The organism is Tenacibaculum sediminilitoris (genome assembly GCF_964513795.1).
GTDB lineage: Bacteria > Bacteroidota > Bacteroidia > Flavobacteriales > Flavobacteriaceae > Polaribacter > Polaribacter sediminilitoris.
The window spans coordinates 180,218-197,308 of the sequence record NZ_CAZEQR010000033.1 but is presented as its reverse complement, the minus strand read 5'-3'; the positions used below and the strand labels follow the sequence as shown (position 1 = coordinate 197,308).

The 17,091-nt window shown below is 31.9% G+C and carries 15 protein-coding genes, 2 tRNA genes and 1 rRNA gene; 17 read left to right on the top strand and 1 reads right to left on the bottom strand.

Annotation, left to right across the window (positions count from 1 at the left end; translation table 11 throughout):
• Both rrf and ACKTSW_RS09465 read left to right on the top strand, forming a co-directional pair.
• Nucleotides 1–74: ribosomal RNA gene (gene rrf / locus ACKTSW_RS14325) — 5S ribosomal RNA — on the top strand; the annotation flags it as partial.
• 71 nt (nucleotides 75–145) lie between these two features.
• Nucleotides 146–928 (top strand): tRNA pseudouridine synthase A, encoded by a 783-nt coding sequence (locus ACKTSW_RS09465; RefSeq protein ID WP_408025022.1) that lies wholly within the window; start codon nucleotides 146–148, stop codon nucleotides 926–928.
• 51 nt (nucleotides 929–979) lie between these two features.
• On the opposite strand, the gene ACKTSW_RS09460 is transcribed toward ACKTSW_RS09465, so the two are convergent.
• Nucleotides 980–2,122: an acyl-CoA dehydrogenase gene (locus ACKTSW_RS09460; protein WP_408025021.1), complete on the bottom strand. Its 1,143-nt coding sequence runs from the start codon at nucleotides 2,120–2,122 to the stop codon at nucleotides 980–982.
• Between the two features lie 92 nt (nucleotides 2,123–2,214).
• On the opposite strand from ACKTSW_RS09460, the gene ACKTSW_RS09455 reads away from it, so the two are divergent.
• From ACKTSW_RS09455 to ACKTSW_RS09385, 15 genes are all read left to right on the top strand, one after another.
• The gene (locus tag ACKTSW_RS09455; RefSeq protein WP_408025020.1) at nucleotides 2,215–3,279 is read left to right on the top strand and encodes an anhydro-N-acetylmuramic acid kinase; all 1,065 of its coding nucleotides are present in this window, start codon (nucleotides 2,215–2,217) and stop codon (nucleotides 3,277–3,279) included.
• A gap of 181 nt (nucleotides 3,280–3,460) precedes the next feature.
• Nucleotides 3,461–4,687, top strand: coding sequence for a Glu/Leu/Phe/Val dehydrogenase dimerization domain-containing protein (locus ACKTSW_RS09450; RefSeq protein ID WP_408025019.1), 1,227 nt, complete (start codon nucleotides 3,461–3,463; stop codon nucleotides 4,685–4,687).
• 20 nt (nucleotides 4,688–4,707) lie between these two features.
• Nucleotides 4,708–6,183, top strand: a complete 1,476-nt coding sequence (gene nhaB, locus ACKTSW_RS09445; RefSeq protein WP_408025018.1) for a sodium/proton antiporter NhaB — start codon at nucleotides 4,708–4,710, stop codon at nucleotides 6,181–6,183.
• Nucleotides 6,184–6,295: 112 nt separating this feature from the next.
• Nucleotides 6,296–6,982 (top strand): MotA/TolQ/ExbB proton channel family protein, encoded by a 687-nt coding sequence (locus tag ACKTSW_RS09440; RefSeq protein WP_408025017.1) that lies wholly within the window; start codon nucleotides 6,296–6,298, stop codon nucleotides 6,980–6,982.
• On the top strand, nucleotides 6,982–7,374 hold the full coding sequence (locus tag ACKTSW_RS09435; protein WP_408025016.1) for an ExbD/TolR family protein: 393 nt from the start codon (nucleotides 6,982–6,984) through the stop codon (nucleotides 7,372–7,374). Before ACKTSW_RS09440 ends, ACKTSW_RS09435 begins: the two co-directional genes overlap by 1 nt.
• Nucleotides 7,375–8,193, top strand: coding sequence for an energy transducer TonB (locus ACKTSW_RS09430; RefSeq protein WP_408025015.1), 819 nt, complete (start codon nucleotides 7,375–7,377; stop codon nucleotides 8,191–8,193). It abuts the gene before it with no gap.
• A 99-nt stretch (nucleotides 8,194–8,292) separates the two neighbouring features.
• On the top strand, nucleotides 8,293–9,618 hold the full coding sequence (locus tag ACKTSW_RS09425; protein WP_408025014.1) for a UDP-glucose dehydrogenase family protein: 1,326 nt from the start codon (nucleotides 8,293–8,295) through the stop codon (nucleotides 9,616–9,618).
• Nucleotides 9,618–10,628: an NAD-dependent epimerase gene (locus tag ACKTSW_RS09420; protein WP_408025013.1), complete on the top strand. Its 1,011-nt coding sequence runs from the start codon at nucleotides 9,618–9,620 to the stop codon at nucleotides 10,626–10,628. Before ACKTSW_RS09425 ends, ACKTSW_RS09420 begins: the two co-directional genes overlap by 1 nt.
• Before the next feature lie 32 nt (nucleotides 10,629–10,660).
• A complete protein-coding gene (locus tag ACKTSW_RS09415) occupies nucleotides 10,661–11,869 on the top strand; it encodes a bifunctional folylpolyglutamate synthase/dihydrofolate synthase (RefSeq protein WP_408025012.1) in 1,209 nt (402 codons plus the stop codon).
• A gap of 68 nt (nucleotides 11,870–11,937) precedes the next feature.
• Nucleotides 11,938–12,012: transfer RNA gene (locus ACKTSW_RS09410), tRNA-Val, on the top strand.
• Between the two features lie 27 nt (nucleotides 12,013–12,039).
• A tRNA-Val gene (locus ACKTSW_RS09405) sits at nucleotides 12,040–12,114 on the top strand.
• A 104-nt stretch (nucleotides 12,115–12,218) separates the two neighbouring features.
• Nucleotides 12,219–13,499, top strand: a complete 1,281-nt coding sequence (locus ACKTSW_RS09400) for a nucleotide sugar dehydrogenase (RefSeq protein WP_408025011.1) — start codon at nucleotides 12,219–12,221, stop codon at nucleotides 13,497–13,499.
• 41 nt (nucleotides 13,500–13,540) lie between these two features.
• Nucleotides 13,541–14,668 (top strand): non-hydrolyzing UDP-N-acetylglucosamine 2-epimerase, encoded by a 1,128-nt coding sequence (gene wecB, locus ACKTSW_RS09395; RefSeq protein WP_408025010.1) that lies wholly within the window; start codon nucleotides 13,541–13,543, stop codon nucleotides 14,666–14,668.
• 1 nt (nucleotide 14,669) lies between these two features.
• Nucleotides 14,670–15,881 (top strand): UDP-N-acetyl-D-mannosamine dehydrogenase, encoded by a 1,212-nt coding sequence (gene wecC / locus ACKTSW_RS09390; RefSeq protein ID WP_408025009.1) that lies wholly within the window; start codon nucleotides 14,670–14,672, stop codon nucleotides 15,879–15,881.
• Between the two features lie 5 nt (nucleotides 15,882–15,886).
• Nucleotides 15,887–17,089, top strand: coding sequence for a polysaccharide biosynthesis protein (locus ACKTSW_RS09385; RefSeq protein ID WP_408025008.1), 1,203 nt, complete (start codon nucleotides 15,887–15,889; stop codon nucleotides 17,087–17,089).
• Nucleotides 17,090–17,091 lie beyond the last annotated feature (2 nt).

The following is a 17,091-nucleotide window of genomic DNA, read 5'->3' as shown; positions in this document are numbered from 1 at the left end:
ATTCCGAACAGAGAAGTTAAGCCCATTTGCGCCGATGGTACTGCCACTGGTGGGAGAGTAGGTCGTTGCCTTTCTTTTAAACCTCAATCTAATTAGATTGAGGTTTTTTTTGTTCTTGTTTTAACAGATTATATACCTTTCAAATATGAACTATAAATATTCGTATTTAATAACAATTCAATACCTTGGATTTAGATTTCATGGTTGGCAAAAACAGCCAAATTTAAAAACAGGGCATTTGTTTTTAGATAAAACTTTAAAATTTATTTATAAAGGAATTAGATTTAAAAGTTTGGGAGTTGGTAGAACAGATGCTCGTGTATCAGCCAGTCATTTTGCATTTCAATTGTTTATAGATGAAGCCATAGACTTTAATCAGTTTATGATAGAGTTTAATACAAATGCACCTAGTGATATGAGAGCGTTGAAGATCGAAGATATTCCTAGAGATTTTAATATTATTCAACATCCAAAAATTAAAGAGTATAGGTATTATTTTTCTTATGGAGAAAAAAATCATCCTTATGCCGCACCTTTTTTAACACGCTTTAGAGAACAACTAGATATAGACTTGATGAAAGAGGGGGCACGACTTTTTGAAGGCTTTCACAATTTTAAACGTTTTTGTACAAAGCCTTCGGAAACAACTAAAGTAGAAAGAGAAATTAAGTATTGTAGAATTGAAGAGAATACTGAGTTAACAGCTTCATTTTTCCCTAAAGAAAGCTATGTTTTAATTGTCAGAGGAGAAGGTTTTTTAAGAAATCAAATACGATTAATCATGGGAGCTTTACACGATTTAGGAAAAGGAGAATTTGGCTTAGATTTTATTAAAGAAAGTTTAGTTCTTAATTCATCCATAGAGTTAATAAAAAATATAGCACCCGCTTCAGGTTTACACTTATACAAAATTGATTTTAAAAACTAAAAAAAACGTATCATTTGATACGCTTTTTTTAGTTTTTAATATTTACAGAAATTAATCTCTTAAAATACTTCTTGAGATTACTATTTTTTGAATTTCAGAAGTTCCTTCATAAATCTGAGTTATTTTGGCATCACGCATTAAACGTTCTACATGGTATTCTTTTACAAAACCATTACCTCCATGAATTTGAACAGCTTCAACGGTTTGTTCCATAGCTACTTTAGAGGCATATAATTTTGCCATGGCTCCTTCACGATCGTAGTTTTCACCTGCATCTTTCTTGCATGCAGAAGCCATTACTAAATGACGAGCAGCAGCAATTTCAGTATACATATCAGCCAATTTGAATGCAATTGCTTGATGATTACAGATTTCAGTTCCGAAAGCTTTACGTTCTTTAGAATATTTTAAGGCTAATTCATAGGCGCCAGATGCAATACCTAATGCTTGAGAAGCAATACCGATGCGTCCGCCAGATAACGTTTTCATTGCAAACTTAAATCCAAAACCATCTTCACCAATTCTATTTTCTTTAGGAACTTTTACATCATTAAATTGTAATGTGTGTGTATCTGATCCACGAATACCTAATTTATCTTCTTTAGGGCCAATATGGAAGCCTTCCATGCCTTTTTCCACTATAAAAGCATTAATTCCTTTATGTCCTTTACTTCTGTCAGTTTGAGCAATAACTAAATAAACCCCTGCACGACCACCATTAGTAATCCAGTTTTTAGTTCCGTTCAATAAATAATAATCACCTTTGTCTTCTGCAGTAGTTGCTTGGGAAGTAGCATCTGAACCAGCTTCAGGTTCACTTAAGCAAAAAGCACCGATTTCTTCACCAGTTGCTAATTTTGTTAAATATTTTTGTTTTTGTTCTTCAGTACCATAGGCTTCTAATCCGTAGCACACTAATGAATTATTTACAGAAACTATTACAGAGGCAGATGCATCAATTTTTGAAAGTTCTTCCATAATCAATACATAAGAAACAGAATCCATTCCACTTCCTCCATATTTAGGGTCTACCATTATTCCCATAAAACCTAATTCTCCCATTTTGCGAACTAGTTCTTTAGGAAACTCTTGTTTTTCATCTCTTTCTATAACTCCCGGTAGTAATTCGGTTTGAGCAAAATCACGTGCAGCATCACGAATCATTAAATGCTCTTCTGTAAGGTTAAAATCCATTATCTATTTTATATTTTATTAAATTCGTAAAAAATGTGTTCAAAGATACTTTTTAAATAGCAATTTTTCAATAGACTTACTATTTTTACTTTATGCAAGACAACTATATTTATTGTATTGGATTAATGTCTGGAACTTCTTTAGATGGAATAGATTTGGCATATATAAAAATGCATGAAAATTTATACGTAGATTTTAAAATTATACAAGCAGACACGGTATTATATTCTAATGAATGGAAAAATAAACTGCAAGAGGCTATAAATTATGATAAGAAAGATTTACAAATTTTAGATGTTGATTATGGTAAATTTATAGGAAAGACATTAAATGATTTTATAAGAGAACACCATATTTCTAAATTAGATTTCATAGCTTCTCATGGACACACTATCTTACATCAACCAGAAGTAGGAATAACGTTACAAATAGGCAATGGTCAAGAAATATCGAATATAACCAAGAAAGAAGTTGTTTGTGATTTTAGAACTCAAGATGTAGCATTAGGAGGACAAGGAGCACCTTTAGTACCTATTGGAGACAAGTTGTTGTTTTCAAACTATAGTTATTGTATTAATTTAGGTGGCTTTGCTAATATTTCTTTTGAAGATGACAATAAAAGGATAGCTTTTGATATCTGCCCTGTAAATATTGTATTGAACCATTATTGTAACAAATTAGGCTTAGAATATGATGATGAAGGAAAGATTGCTTCTAATGGAAATGTAAATAATGAATTGTTAGATTGTTTAAACAATTTAGAATTTTATAAAAAAGAAGCACCAAAATCATTAGGATTAGAATGGGTGCAATCAACTATTTTTCCATTAGTAGATAAATTAGAAGTTGATATTCCCACAATTTTACGAACTTTTATAGAGCATATAGCCATACAAATTAGTGCTGTTTTAATTGAGAATTCTAAAATTTTGGTTACAGGAGGTGGGGCTTTTAATTGTTTTTTAATGGAAAGATTAGAAATTTTATCAAAAAATAGAGTAGTGCTTACGTCAAATATGCTTATAAACTATAAAGAAGCATTAATTTTTGCTTTATTAGGATTATTAAAAAAACAAAATAAAGTTAATTGTTTACAATCAGTAACAGGAGCTAGTAGAAACCATTCTTCAGGTAATATTTTTTATCCGCAGAAATAATTTAAAGTATTTGAGTAATGTTGTTTTTTATGATAAATTTGTTCGGTAACAACTACACATTAAAACCTATTATTATAATGAATCAACTTTAGCTTCCCCACAGGGGAATAACTACAACGAATTTTTTGAATATGAAAAAGAAACAGGTAAAGTTGAAAATTATCTATTATAACATTAAACAATGAAAGAATTATTAAAGCAATACGAAGAAAAGCAACCAGAAATAGTATTTAACTGGAAAGACCCTGAAACAGAAGCAGAAGGTTGGACAGTAATCAATTCATTAAGAGGAGGTGCTGCTGGTGGTGGTACACGTATGCGTAAAGGATTAGATAAATACGAAGTAATGTCACTTGCTAAAACTATGGAAGTGAAATTTACTGTATCGGGCCCTGCAATTGGAGGAGCAAAATCAGGAATTAATTTTGATCCACAAGACCCTCGTAAAAAAGGAGTTTTAGAGCGTTGGTATAAAGCTGTTGCTCCATTATTAAAAAACTATTATGGAACAGGAGGAGACTTAAACGTTGATGAAATCCATGAAGTAATTCCGATTACAGAAGATAGTGGGGTTTGGCATCCGCAAGAAGGAGTTTTTAATGGACACTTCAAACCTACTGAAGCAGATAAAATTAACCGTATTGGTCAGTTACGTCACGGAGTTATTAAGGTTTTAGAAGATGAAAGCTTATCACCAAGTGTATTTAGAAAATATACAGTAGCTGATATGATTACTGGATACGGAGTTGCTGAAGCAGTTCGTCATTACTACGATATTTATGGAGGAACAGTAGAAGGAAAGCGTGCTGTAGTACAAGGTTTTGGTAATGTAGGTTCTGCAGCAGCTTATTATTTAGCACAAATGGGAGCTAGAGTAGTAGGAATTATTGATCGTGTCGGGGGAGTTATTAAGGAAGAAGGATTCTCTTTTGAAGAAATTCAAGAAATGTTCTTAAATAAAGATGGTAATACATTAGTATCTGAAAACATGATTTCATTTGAGGAGATGAATGAGCGTGTTTGGAATCTTCCTTGTGAAGTTTTTGCACCATGTGCAGCTTCAAGGTTAGTTACTCAAGAGCAAATTAACCAGATGATAAATTCAGGGTTAGAAGTTATCTCATGTGGAGCAAATGTTCCATTTGCAGATAAAGAAATCTTCTTTGGATCTATTATGGAAGATACTGATAAAAAAGTGAGTTTGATTCCAGACTTTATTTCAAACTGTGGTATGGCAAGAGTATTTGCATACTTTATGGAGCGTAGAGTAGAAATGACAGATCAAGCTATTTTTGAAGATACTTCAAATACTATTAAAAAAGCTTTACAAAGAACGTTTACTAGAAGTGCTTCAAAAACTAAAATAAGTGAAACAGCTTTTGAGATAGCTTTGAAAGAGCTAATATAAATTTGTAAATACATAAAATTATGTTTAAATATTTTTTAGGGAATAGTCCTAAGTGGTTTAAAATGACTATGATAGGTTTTTTAATATTTAATGTGTTTTCGTTTTTTGTCCTTGGAAAAACGATAACCGCATGGCTTTTTATAGGGGAGTTCATTTTTACATTAGCGATGGCTTTAAAATGCTATCCTTTACAGTCAGGAGGTTTATTGGCAATTGAAGCATTAGTATTAGGACTGACATCTCCAGAAAAAGCATACCATGAAGTAGATCAAAATTTAGAAGTGATTTTACTTTTAGTATTCATGGTAGCGGGTATTTATTTTATGAAACCTTTATTAATGTATATTTTTAGTAAGGTGTTTACTAAAATAAAGTCTAAAGTTGTCTTATCACTTTTATTTGTATTCTTAGCAGCAGTTTTATCTGCTTTCTTAGATGCATTAACTGTAACAGCAGTTTTAATTAGTGTTACAGTAGGTTTTTATGGAGTATATCATAAAATACATTCTACAGCTACATCTGATTATGATAAAGATGGTGTTTTAGATAGAAAAGAATTAAGTGGTAAAACTTTAGAGCAATTTCGTAGCTTTCTCCGTAGTTTAATAATGCACGGTGTTGTTGGTACAGCTTTAGGAGGAGTATGTACTTTGGTAGGTGAGCCTCAAAACTTGTTAATTGGAGAACGTTTAGGTTGGGACTTTATTGAATTTTTTCAGCATATGGCACCAATTACCATTCCTGTTTTATTCGCAGGAATGTTAACAACAGTAGTTTTAGAAACTACATGTTGGTTTGGTTTTGGAGCAAAGTTACCAGATGTTGCTGCAAGAATTATAGAAAAATATACAGAAGAAGAAGATGCAAGACGTTCAGATAAAGAAAAATATGGTTTAATAGTACAAGGAATTGCAGCTATATTACTTATAGTAGGGTTAGCAGCACATATTGCCCCTGTAGGTTTTATAGGTTTAGCTTTAATTATTGTACAAACTGCCTTTATGGGAATTACTGATGAGCATCAATTAGGACCTGCTTTTGAAGAAGCACTTCCATTTACAGGCTTATTAGTAGTGTTTTTTGTTATTGTAGCAATGATTCACGATCAACATTTATTTAGTCCCATCATTACTTGGGCCTTAGATCAAGATCCGGCTTTACAACCAGGACTCTTCTATATTGCCAATGGAGTATTATCTGCAATAAGTGATAATGTATTTGTTGCCACGGTATACATAGGAGAAGTACAAGAAGCATTTAAAAATGGAGTAATTTCAAGAGAGCATTATGAAAATTTAGCAATAGCTATTAATACAGGAACTAACTTACCTAGTGTTGCTACTCCAAATGGACAAGCAGCCTTTTTATTTTTGTTAACATCATCATTAGCCCCTCTAATTAATTTATCATATGGTAAAATGGTTAAAATGGCATTACCGTATACTATTGTTTTAGGAGGCTTAGGATATATTATGGTAAAAATTGTATTAGGATAAATAAATTTTTAAAAGCATATTTAAAATCCTGAATTTTAAAAAGTTCAGGATTTTTTTAAACAATTAAAAGAGAAGTCATTCGTTAGTAATAAAACACATAAAAACTATTTTAATGTTAGCTTATTTTCAAGAACAAACAGAATTGCTAGAAGAAGTTTCACAAGAGAAAACTCTGTCAATCTATAATTTAATTATGGATGGAGGTGTAGGAGGACAAATTATAATAGCATTGTTATTTGTATTATTGGCTGTAGCTCTATATATTTATTTCGAACGATTTTTTGCCATCAAAGAAGCTTCTAAAGTAGATGTGAATTTTATGGATCAAATTAGAGATCATGTAACCAATGGAAGAATAGATAGTGCTAAATCACTTTGTGAAACAACCAAAAGCCCTACATCAAGACTAATTGGAAAAGGGATTTCAAGAATAGGTAAACCTTTGGAAGATATTAATACAGCGATAGAAAATGCAGGTAAACTAGAAGTGTATCAACTAGAAAGAAACGTTTCAGTGTTAGCAACCATAGCAGGAGCAGCTCCAATGATTGGTTTTTTAGGAACAGTAATTGGAATGATTGTTGCCATACATGAAATAGCTAATTCTGGAGGACAAATTGATATTAAAATGTTATCAGATGGTTTGTATACAGCAATGACTACTACTGTAGCAGGATTAATTGTGGGAATTATAGCCTACATAGCATATAACCATTTAGTAGTTCGTACCGATAAAGTAGTATATCAAATGGAAGCAAAATCAGTAGAGTTTTTAGATTTATTAAACGAACCAGTATAATGAATTTACGAGGAAGAAATAAAGTCAATCCAAATTTCAATATGTCATCAATGACCGATATTGTTTTTTTGTTATTGATATTTTTTATGCTAACATCTACATTGGTAACAGTAAGTGCAATTGATGTATTATTACCAAAAGCAGGTGGTAAAACCGAAAATAACACTTCAGTAGCAGTTACGATAACTAATGATGCTTCATTTTATATAGATAAAACTAAGGTGAGTAACACCAACTTAGAAAAAAAATTATTGATGAAGGTAGGAGCAGATAAAAAAAAGACAGTGGTAATTCGTGGCGACCAAAATGTAGCTTATAAAAATGTAATGCAAGTAATAGATATTGCTAACAGAAATAAGTTAAAAATGATTTTAGCTGTAAAAGGCAAATAAATGATAGTTTTAGATACTCAGCATAAAAAAAAATCAGCTGTAATCACAGCTATTATTCTAATTTTATTATTAATTGGAATATTTAATTACGGAATGAAGTATCTCGATCCACCTATTGAATATGGATTAGCAATTAATTTTGGTAATTCAGAAGTAGGAAGCGGAGAACCTGTTGAGAAAACAAAAGTGGAAGCTACTCCACAGCAGAAAGAGATAGTTGAAGAGCAATTAGAAGAAACTCTAGAGGAAACAATAAAAGAAGAAATTATTACAGATGAGACTTCAGAAGAAGCCCCGGTGGTTGAAAAAAAAATTGAAAAAAAAGAAGAAATAAAAGAAACTCCGAAAGAGGTAAAGCCTAAAGAAAAACCAAAGCCGAAACCATCTAAAGAAACAACCGATGCATTAAATAGTCTGTTGAATGGAACATCGAAAGAAGGAGCAAATTCTGGAGAAGGAGATGATGAACAAACAGGTGTAAAAGGAAATGAAAGTGGAGACCCGAATTCAGATAAATACTACGGAAATTCGGAAAGTGGTTCAGAAGGAAACTATAATTTAGCGGGAAGAAAAGCGTTATCAAAACCTATTGAGAAACCAGACTGTCAAGAAGAAGGAACAGTAGTAGTAAGTATTCAGGTAGATCAAAATGGACGAGTAACCAAAGCAACACCAGGAGCTAAAGGAACTACAAATTCAGCTTTTTGTTTATATGATGCAGCAAAAAAAGCGGCGTTAAAAACTAAATGGAATGCCGATGGTAATGCGCCATTAAAGCAAAGAGGAACCATTATCTACAAGTTTTCTCTTTCAAAATAGTATATCTTTGCTAAAGATTTAAAAAGTATATTTATTCAATAAAATTGGATATGTATCGGTATACTATACAATCATTTAAAAATTATTAAACATAAATACATGAAATTAGCTGTTATAGGAACAGGATATGTAGGATTGGTGTCAGGAACTTGTTTTTCAGAAATGGGAAATAAAGTAACTTGTGTAGATATTGATCAAGAAAAAATAAATAAATTGCATCAAGGAATTATTCCAATATACGAGCCGGGATTAGAAAAAATGGTGTTAAAAAATGTAGAAAAGAAAAATTTGTTCTTTACTACTAAGTTAGAAGAAGCTATAAACGAAGTCGAAATTGTTTTTATTGCGGTCGGAACTCCTATGGGAGAAGATGGTTCTGCTGATTTACAATATGTGTTAGCGGTAGCAAAAGAGATTGGCCAGAAGATGAATAACCGTTTGATTGTAGTAGATAAATCTACAGTACCAATAGGTACAGCAGATAAAGTCAAAGCGACAATTCAGGCAGAGTTAGATAAAAGAAATGAGAAGATAGATTTTGACGTAGTATCTAATCCTGAGTTTTTAAAAGAAGGAGATGCTATTAATGATTTTATGAAGCCAGATAGGGTGGTAATTGGAGCAGAATCAGATTATGCTTTTGAAAAAATGCGACAATTATATACACCTTTTACAATGTCGCACGATCGATTTATAGCAATGGATATTCGTTCAGCAGAAATGACTAAATATGCAGCCAATGCCATGTTAGCAACGAAAATATCATTTATGAATGAAATGGCAAATATTTGTGAACGAGTAGGAGCAGACGTAAATAATGTAAGAGCAGGAATAGGTTCAGATTCAAGAATAGGTTACAGTTTTATTTATCCAGGTGTTGGGTATGGAGGTTCTTGTTTTCCAAAGGATGTAAAAGCATTAAAAAAAATAGCTGAAGAAAATGGATACAAGGCACAATTAATAACATCAGTAGAAGAAGTTAATAATCGACAAAAATTTGTAATAGCAGAGAAGATTGTTAAAAAGTTTGGAGAAAACTTAACAGGAAAAACTTTTGGACTTTGGGGGTTGGCTTTTAAACCTGGTACTGATGATATGCGTGAAGCTCCTGCTATTTATGTAGTAAAAGAGTTAGCTAAAAGGGGCGCTAAAGTACAAGTGTATGACCCCAAAGCAATGGAAGAAGCACAGCATTTTTATTTAAAAGATATAGCAAATATTGACTATAAAAAATCAAAGTATGAGGTTTTGGAAGATGCAGATGCTTTAATATTACTAACAGAGTGGAAAGAATTTCGTTCACCAGATTTTTCTGAAATAAAAAAACAATTAAATACTCCTGTTATTTTTGACGGAAGAAATCAATATAACAGTTATAATTTAGAAGAGAAAGGATTTGAGTATTATCAAATAGGGAAGAATTAATGAAAGTTTTAGTTACTGGTGTAGCAGGTTTTATTGGGTTTCATTTAACTAAGAAACTTTTAGAGGAAGGGTATACGATAGTTGGGGTTGATAATATCAATGATTACTATGATGTAGAACTTAAATATGCTCGGTTAAAAAAGCTGGGAATTGATAAAGATACTGCCAAGGATTTTTATCAAGAGACAACTAGTAGTGCCAATAAAAAACTTAAGTTTATTAGGCTCAATCTAGAAGATAAAGAAGAGTTAACTAAATTATTTACTTCAGAAAAATTTGATGTTGTTTGTAATTTAGCAGCTCAAGCAGGAGTTCGCTATAGTATTGAAAATCCCGATATATACGTTCAAAGTAATATTGTAGGTTTTTTAAATATACTAGAGTGCTGTAGGCATCATGAAATTAAGCATTTAGTATACGCAAGTAGTTCAAGTGTTTATGGAACTAATAAAAAAGTGCCATTTTCAGAAAAAGACAGTGTAGATACCCCAGTAAGTTTATATGCAGCTACAAAGAAGAGTAATGAACTAATGGCACATACCTATAGCCATTTATATAATATACCAACAACAGGGCTCCGATTTTTTACGGTATATGGACCTTGGGGTAGACCCGATATGGCCCCCATATTATTCGCTGATGCCATTTCAAACGATCGTCCAATCAAAGTATTTAATAATGGAGATATGGAGCGAGACTTTACGTATATAGATGATATTGTTGAAGGAGTGAAAAGAGTGATAGAAAAACCTATTGAAAATAGAACGTTATATAAAATCTATAATATAGGAAATAATGACTCTGTGAAACTATTAGATTTTATTAGAGAGATGGAAACTAGCTTAGGAAAGAAAGCTACAAAAAACATGATGCCTATGCAGATGGGAGATGTAAGAAAAACATGGGCAAATGTAGAGGGTTTAATTACAGACTACAATTATAAACCAAAAATTAAAATTAAAGAAGGAGTGCATCATTTTGTAAGATGGTATCAAGAATATTATAGTTAATTTTTTCTTTTTAATCTAGATATAAGATTTAAATGACTTATCAAGAAGTATTAAATTGGATGTTTGCTCAGTTGCCTATGTATCAACGTCAAGGACAAACAGCATTAAAAAAAGATTTGACCAACATCGTTGCATTATGCAAAGAACTGAAAGATCCACAGAAAAAAATTAAAACAATTCATGTAGGAGGAACAAATGGAAAAGGGTCTACCAGTCATATGTTAGCCTCAATACTACAAGAAGCAGGCTATAAGGTAGGATTGTATACTTCTCCTCATCTTAAAAACTTCACAGAGCGAATCCGAATCAATGGAGAAGAAATTTCTAGAGAAGCGGTAGTTGAATTTATAGAAAGGAATAAAACTTTTTTAGAAAAACAAAGATTGTCATTTTTTGAAATGACAGTAGGAATGGCATTTGAAGAATTTTTGAATCAAAAAGTAGATATTGCTGTTGTTGAAGTTGGTTTAGGGGGAAGGTTAGATTCAACTAATATTATTAGGCCTGAGGTTTCAGTAATTACGAATATCGGATTAGATCATACGCAGTTTTTAGGAGAAACTTTACCAGAAATAGCTTTTGAAAAAGCAGGAATTATAAAAAAGAATACCCCGGTGGTTATTGGTGAACGTCAAAATGAAACAGAAAGTGTTTTTATCGCTAAAGCGGAAGAATATAAAGCTCCAATAATTTTTGCTTCGGATACAATGCAAAATTACACTACAGATTTACTAGGAGACTACCAAAAACATAATGTGAGCACAGCGGTAATAGTTATTCAACAATTAAAAGAGTATAAAGTTACAGAAGAGAATGTCAAAAATGGATTGTTGAATGTAGTGAGAAATACCAATTTGAAAGGACGTTGGCAAATACTACAAGAAAAACCAAAAGTAATTTGTGATACAGCACATAATAAAGAAGGTTTGTTTTATACGTTGAATCAACTAAAAAAAGAAAAATATAATAGCTTACATATTGTTTTAGGAGTTGTTTTGGATAAGAATTTAGGTGATATTTTACCAATGTTTCCAAAAAATGCCATGTACTATTTCTGCAAACCAGATATTCCTCGCGGATTGTCTGCAGATGAATTAAAAGAACAAGCTGAGGAGTTTGGTTTTGAAGGAGAGGTTTTTTCTTCTGTAAATCAGGCTTTTGAAAAAGCAAAAAAAGATGCGTCAAAAGAAGATGTAATTTATGTGGGAGGTAGCACGTTTGTAGTGGCTGAAATTTTATAAAAAAATATAAAAAAGTTATTGCAAATATCTAAAAGAGTTATATATTTGCACCCGCAATTAACAAGTAAGGGCGCGTAGCTCAGTTGGTTCAGAGCACTTGGTTTACACCCAAGGGGTCAGGGGTTCGAATCCCTTCGCGCCCACAACTCTTACAAAGTATAATTGCAAACGGGCGCGTAGCTCAGTTGGTTCAGAGCACTTGGTTTACACCCAAGGGGTCAGGGGTTCGAATCCCTTCGCGCCCACTAAAAGTCTCATCATTTAATGATGAGACTTTTTTGTTATATAATATTTTGTTAATGCTATTTTTTGTAGTTTTGTTGACTTAAAAAAGTTAAAAATCTACTTAGTGAGTAAGAAAATTGCAATAATAGGATTGGGTTATGTAGGGTTGCCGCTTGCTAGGTTGTTTGCTACTAAATATTCTGTTGTAGGATTTGACATAAACGAAAGTAGAGTAAAACAGCTTAATAATGGGCTAGACATAACTAAAGAGATAGAGAAGGAAGAGTTAGTGTCGGTTTTAAGAAGTGAAGGAGATGAAGGGTCTGGGTTGTTTTGTACTTCGGATATAGAAAAGATTAAAAGTTGTACTGTTTTTATAATTACGGTACCTACTCCTGTAGATAAAAATAATAGAGCAGTATTTAACCCTTTGTTAAAGGCAAGTGAAACTGTAGGCGAAGTGTTGAAAGCTAATGATATTGTAGTTTATGAGTCAACGGTATATCCTGGAGTAACAGAAGAAGTATGTGTTCCTGTATTGGAAAAAAAATCTGGGTTAATATTTAATAAGGATTTTTTTGTTGGATATTCCCCAGAACGTATCAATCCAGGAGATAAAAAAAATACCATTGAAAATATAGTAAAGGTTACGTCAGGGTCAACAATAGAAACAGCAAAATTTGTTGATAAATTATATGGTTCGATTGTAGTAGCTGGGACTCATTTGGTTTCAAGCATAAAAGTAGCTGAAGCATCAAAAGTAATTGAAAATTCACAAAGAGATATAAATATTGCTTTTGTAAATGAGTTAGCTAAGATTTTTGGATTTATGGAGATTAATACCCAAGAAGTTTTAGAAGCTGCGGGTACTAAATGGAATTTTTTACCATTCAAACCGGGCTTGGTAGGCGGTCATTGTATAGGAGTAGATCCTTATTATTTGGTTCAAAGAGCAGAGGAATTGGGGTATCACCCAGGTATTATTTTAGCAGGAAGAAGAATGAATGATGGTATGGGAGAATATGTGGCTTCTCAAGTAATCAAGTTGATGATAAACCGTGACATCAAAATAAAAAACGCAACTATTTTGATTTTGGGAATCACTTTTAAAGAAAACTGCCCCGATGTTCGGAATACAAAAGTGGTAGATGTCATTCAATCGCTGAAGGAATATGGCGCAGATGTTACAGTACACGACCCTTGGGCAAATATTAATGAAGTAGAAAGGCAATATGGGCTGAAATTAGAGAGAGAATTACCTAAAAAGGAGTTTGATGCTATTGTATTAACAGTAGCACATAATGAATATAAAGAATTAGATGTTTTTTCTTTAAAAAAGGAGAATTCAGTGGTGTATGATGTAAAAGGAGTTTTGTCAAAAAAAGTAGTAGATAAAAGTTTATAATTAGATGCAAGTTGTTACCACTAGATTAAAGATATTAATAAATGAAGAAAAAGAACTTAATCATTTTTGGCACTAGACCAGAAGCTATAAAAATGGCTCCACTAGTAAAAGAATTTTTAAAGTATAATGATACTTTTGAAACAAAAGTTTGTATCACTGCACAACACAGAGAAATGTTGGATCAGGTATTAGAGTTTTTTGAGATCACTCCTGATTATGATATGGATTTAATGAAGCCAAATCAGAATTTATATTCGTTAACAGCAGATATTATTACTGGTTTAAAACCGATTTTAGAAGATTTTAAACCAGATTTTGTTTATGTTCATGGAGATACAACTACTACAATGGCGTCTAGTATTGCAGCTTTTTATTCAGGAGCTAAAGTATGTCATGTTGAAGCTGGTTTAAGAACTTTCAATAAAAGATCCCCTTTCCCTGAAGAAGTGAATAGAAGTGTAGCTGGTAGTATTTGTGATTATCATTTTTCTCCAACAACAACTTCTAAAGATAATTTATTGAAAGAGAATATTTCTGAAGATGCTATTCTAGTTACTGGTAATACAGTAATAGACGCGCTACATTTTAGTTCAGAAAAAGTAACTTCTGATAATTATTCTGATGAAGAAATTACAATGCTTAAAGATGTTGTTGATTCTTCTAAAAGATTAGTTTTAGTTACTGGTCATAGAAGAGAAAATCATGGACAAGGATTTATTAATATTTGTACAGCTTTAAAAGAATTGGCAAATTCAAATGAAGATATTCAAATTATTTATCCTGTTCACTTAAATCCAAATGTCCAAAAACCTGTTTATGAATTGCTAAACGATATTGATAATGTGAAATTAATAGCTCCATTATCTTATCCTGCATTCGTTTGGTTAATGAATAAATCATATTTAATTATTACTGATAGTGGTGGAGTTCAAGAAGAAGCTCCTAGTTTAGGAAAACCTGTATTAGTAATGAGAGATACCACTGAGAGACCTGAGGCGGTAAATGCAGGTACAGTTTTGTTAGTAGGTACAGATAAAATTAAAATAGTAGAAGGAGCTCAAAAATTATTGAATGAAGATGATGCTTATATTTCAATGAGTAAACTTCATAATCCTTATGGAGATGGAAAGGCATGTGGACAAATTGTGAATTTTATTAAAGAATTATAAAATGAATAAACCAGAAGTTGTAATGATTGGTCTTGGGTATATTGGATTACCTACGGCTGCTTTAATAGCACAAAACAAAGTTAATGTACATGGGGTTGATATTAATCCTAATGTTGTTGAGACTATTAATAAAGGTAAAATTCATATTGTTGAACCAGAACTAGATCAAGCAGTAGAAAATGCAGTTCAAAATGGTTATTTAAAAGCGTCTACTTCAGCGGTAGAGGCTAATAATTATTTGATTGTAGTACCTACTCCATTTAAAGGTAAAAACGAGCCAGATATTTCATTTGTTGAAGCCGCTACACGTGGTATTATTCCATTATTAAAGGAAGGGGATTTGTATATTATTGAATCAACTTCTCCAATTGGAACTACTGAAAAAATGCGTGACTTAATTTATCAAGAGCGTCCTGAATTAAAAGGGAAACTTTTTATGGCTTATTGTCCTGAAAGAGTATTGCCAGGTAATGTTATGTATGAGTTGGTTTATAATGATAGAGTTATTGGAGGAATTGATGAAGCTTCTACCCAAAAAGCATTAGAGTTTTACGGAAAGTATGTAAAAGGAGAATTACACAGAACAAATGCACGAACTGCAGAAATGTGTAAGTTAGTAGAGAACTCTTCAAGAGATGTTCAAATAGCATTTGCTAATGAGTTATCATTAATTTGCGATAAGGCCGATATCAATGTATGGGAGTTAATTAATTTAGCGAACAAACATCCAAGAGTTAATATTTTACAACCAGGTTGCGGTGTTGGAGGGCATTGTATTGCTGTAGATCCTTATTTTATTGTTTCAGAATATCCTATGGAATCTAAAATTATAGGTACAGCAAGAGAAGTGAACAATTATAAGTCTTTTTGGTGTGCTGAAAAAATTCAAACAGCTAAATTGCAATTCGAATTAGAGCATGGTAGAAAGCCTGAAGTAGCTTTAATGGGGTTGGCGTTTAAACCGAATATTGATGATTTAAGAGAGTCTCCAGCAAAGTACATCGTGAATAAAGTATTGCAGAATGATAGCAATGGAGAATATTTTATAGTGGAGCCTAATATAGAAGAGCATAAGGTATTTAAGTTAACTGACTATAAGGAAGCGATAGCTAATGCAGATATAATTGCTTTTTTAGTAGCACATGACGAATTTAAAGGTCTAAATTTATCTGAGGATAAAAAAATATTGGATTTTTGTGGAGTAATTAAATAGAGTTTATGACTAACATAAAAGAATTTATATCAAATTATGTAACAAAAAGGTCAAGTAGTATGTTTTCAAATGATATTGAAGAAAACAAAGACCGTTTGTTTGAAGAAATTAAAGATAAAACCGTTTTAGTAATAGGTGGGGCAGGTACCATAGGAAGCTCTTTTATAAAAGCTTTATTACCTTTCCGGCCAAAATCTTTGGTGGTTGTAGATATTAATGAAAACGGATTAACAGAATTAACAAGAGATATTCGTAGTACTAAAAATTTGTTTGTACCAGATGATTATGTCACTTATCCAATGAGTTATTCAGATGCTGTTTTTTATAAAATGTTTAAGAAAAGAGATGGATTTGATATTGTTGCTAATTTTTCAGCACATAAGCATGTTAGAAGTGAAAAGGATTTATTTTCTGTTGAGGCTCTAATTAAAAACAATGTAATGAATGCTAAAGATTTATTAGATGTTTTAGTTTCTTACCCTCCAAAGCATTTTTTTTGTGTGTCAACAGATAAAGCAGCAAACCCTGTTAATATCATGGGTGGAAGTAAAAAGATAATGGAGGATATGATAATGACCTATTCATCTAAATATCCTGTTACCACCGCTCGTTTTGCAAATGTTGCATTTTCAAATGGCTCTTTACCACAAGGATTCTTAGAAAGAATATCAAAAAATCAACCTATTTCTGCACCAAATGATGTTACTCGTTATTTTGTCTCTCCGCAAGAAAGTGGGCAAATATGCCTGTTAGCATGTGTTTTAGGAAATTCTGGAGAAATTTATTTTCCTAAGTTAAGGGAAGAACAAATGATGACTTTTTCTGATATGGCAACTAAGCTTCTAAAGGAAAAAGGTTATAAATTAGATTTTTGTTCTTCTGATGAAGAGGCCGTAAAAAAAGCTTCGATTGATTTTAAAGATAAATATCCAGTACATTTTTCTGGAAGTAATACAACAGGAGAAAAACCTTATGAGGAGTTTTTTACTACAAAAGAAAATGTAGATTTAGAAAGACACAAAGCTTTAGGTGTTGTTGTGGATTTAAAACCAAAGTCGATAGAAGATATAGATGTTTTATTAAAAGAGTTTGAAAAGGCTTTTGGAAAAGATGAAACAGAAAAATCAGATATTGTAAAAATAATGAAAGATTTTCTAGTTAATTTCGATCATAAGGAATTAGGTAAATCTTTGGATTCTAAAATGTAAAA

Coding starts and splice junctions, on each gene's coding strand:
- ACKTSW_RS09465 (WP_408025022.1), top strand. CDS start 146: ATGAACTATAAATATTCGTATTTAATAACAATTCAATACCTTGGATTT.
- ACKTSW_RS09460 (WP_408025021.1), bottom strand. CDS start 2,122: ATGGATTTTAACCTTACAGAAGAGCATTTAATGATTCGTGATGCTGCA.
- ACKTSW_RS09455 (WP_408025020.1), top strand. CDS start 2,215: ATGCAAGACAACTATATTTATTGTATTGGATTAATGTCTGGAACTTCT.
- ACKTSW_RS09450 (WP_408025019.1), top strand. CDS start 3,461: ATGAAAGAATTATTAAAGCAATACGAAGAAAAGCAACCAGAAATAGTA.
- nhaB (WP_408025018.1), top strand. CDS start 4,708: ATGTTTAAATATTTTTTAGGGAATAGTCCTAAGTGGTTTAAAATGACT.
- ACKTSW_RS09440 (WP_408025017.1), top strand. CDS start 6,296: ATGTTAGCTTATTTTCAAGAACAAACAGAATTGCTAGAAGAAGTTTCA.
- ACKTSW_RS09435 (WP_408025016.1), top strand. CDS start 6,982: ATGAATTTACGAGGAAGAAATAAAGTCAATCCAAATTTCAATATGTCA.
- ACKTSW_RS09430 (WP_408025015.1), top strand. CDS start 7,375: ATGATAGTTTTAGATACTCAGCATAAAAAAAAATCAGCTGTAATCACA.
- ACKTSW_RS09425 (WP_408025014.1), top strand. CDS start 8,293: ATGAAATTAGCTGTTATAGGAACAGGATATGTAGGATTGGTGTCAGGA.
- ACKTSW_RS09420 (WP_408025013.1), top strand. CDS start 9,618: ATGAAAGTTTTAGTTACTGGTGTAGCAGGTTTTATTGGGTTTCATTTA.
- ACKTSW_RS09415 (WP_408025012.1), top strand. CDS start 10,661: ATGACTTATCAAGAAGTATTAAATTGGATGTTTGCTCAGTTGCCTATG.
- wecB (WP_408025010.1), top strand. CDS start 13,541: ATGAAGAAAAAGAACTTAATCATTTTTGGCACTAGACCAGAAGCTATA.
- wecC (WP_408025009.1), top strand. CDS start 14,670: ATGAATAAACCAGAAGTTGTAATGATTGGTCTTGGGTATATTGGATTA.
- ACKTSW_RS09385 (WP_408025008.1), top strand. CDS start 15,887: ATGACTAACATAAAAGAATTTATATCAAATTATGTAACAAAAAGGTCA.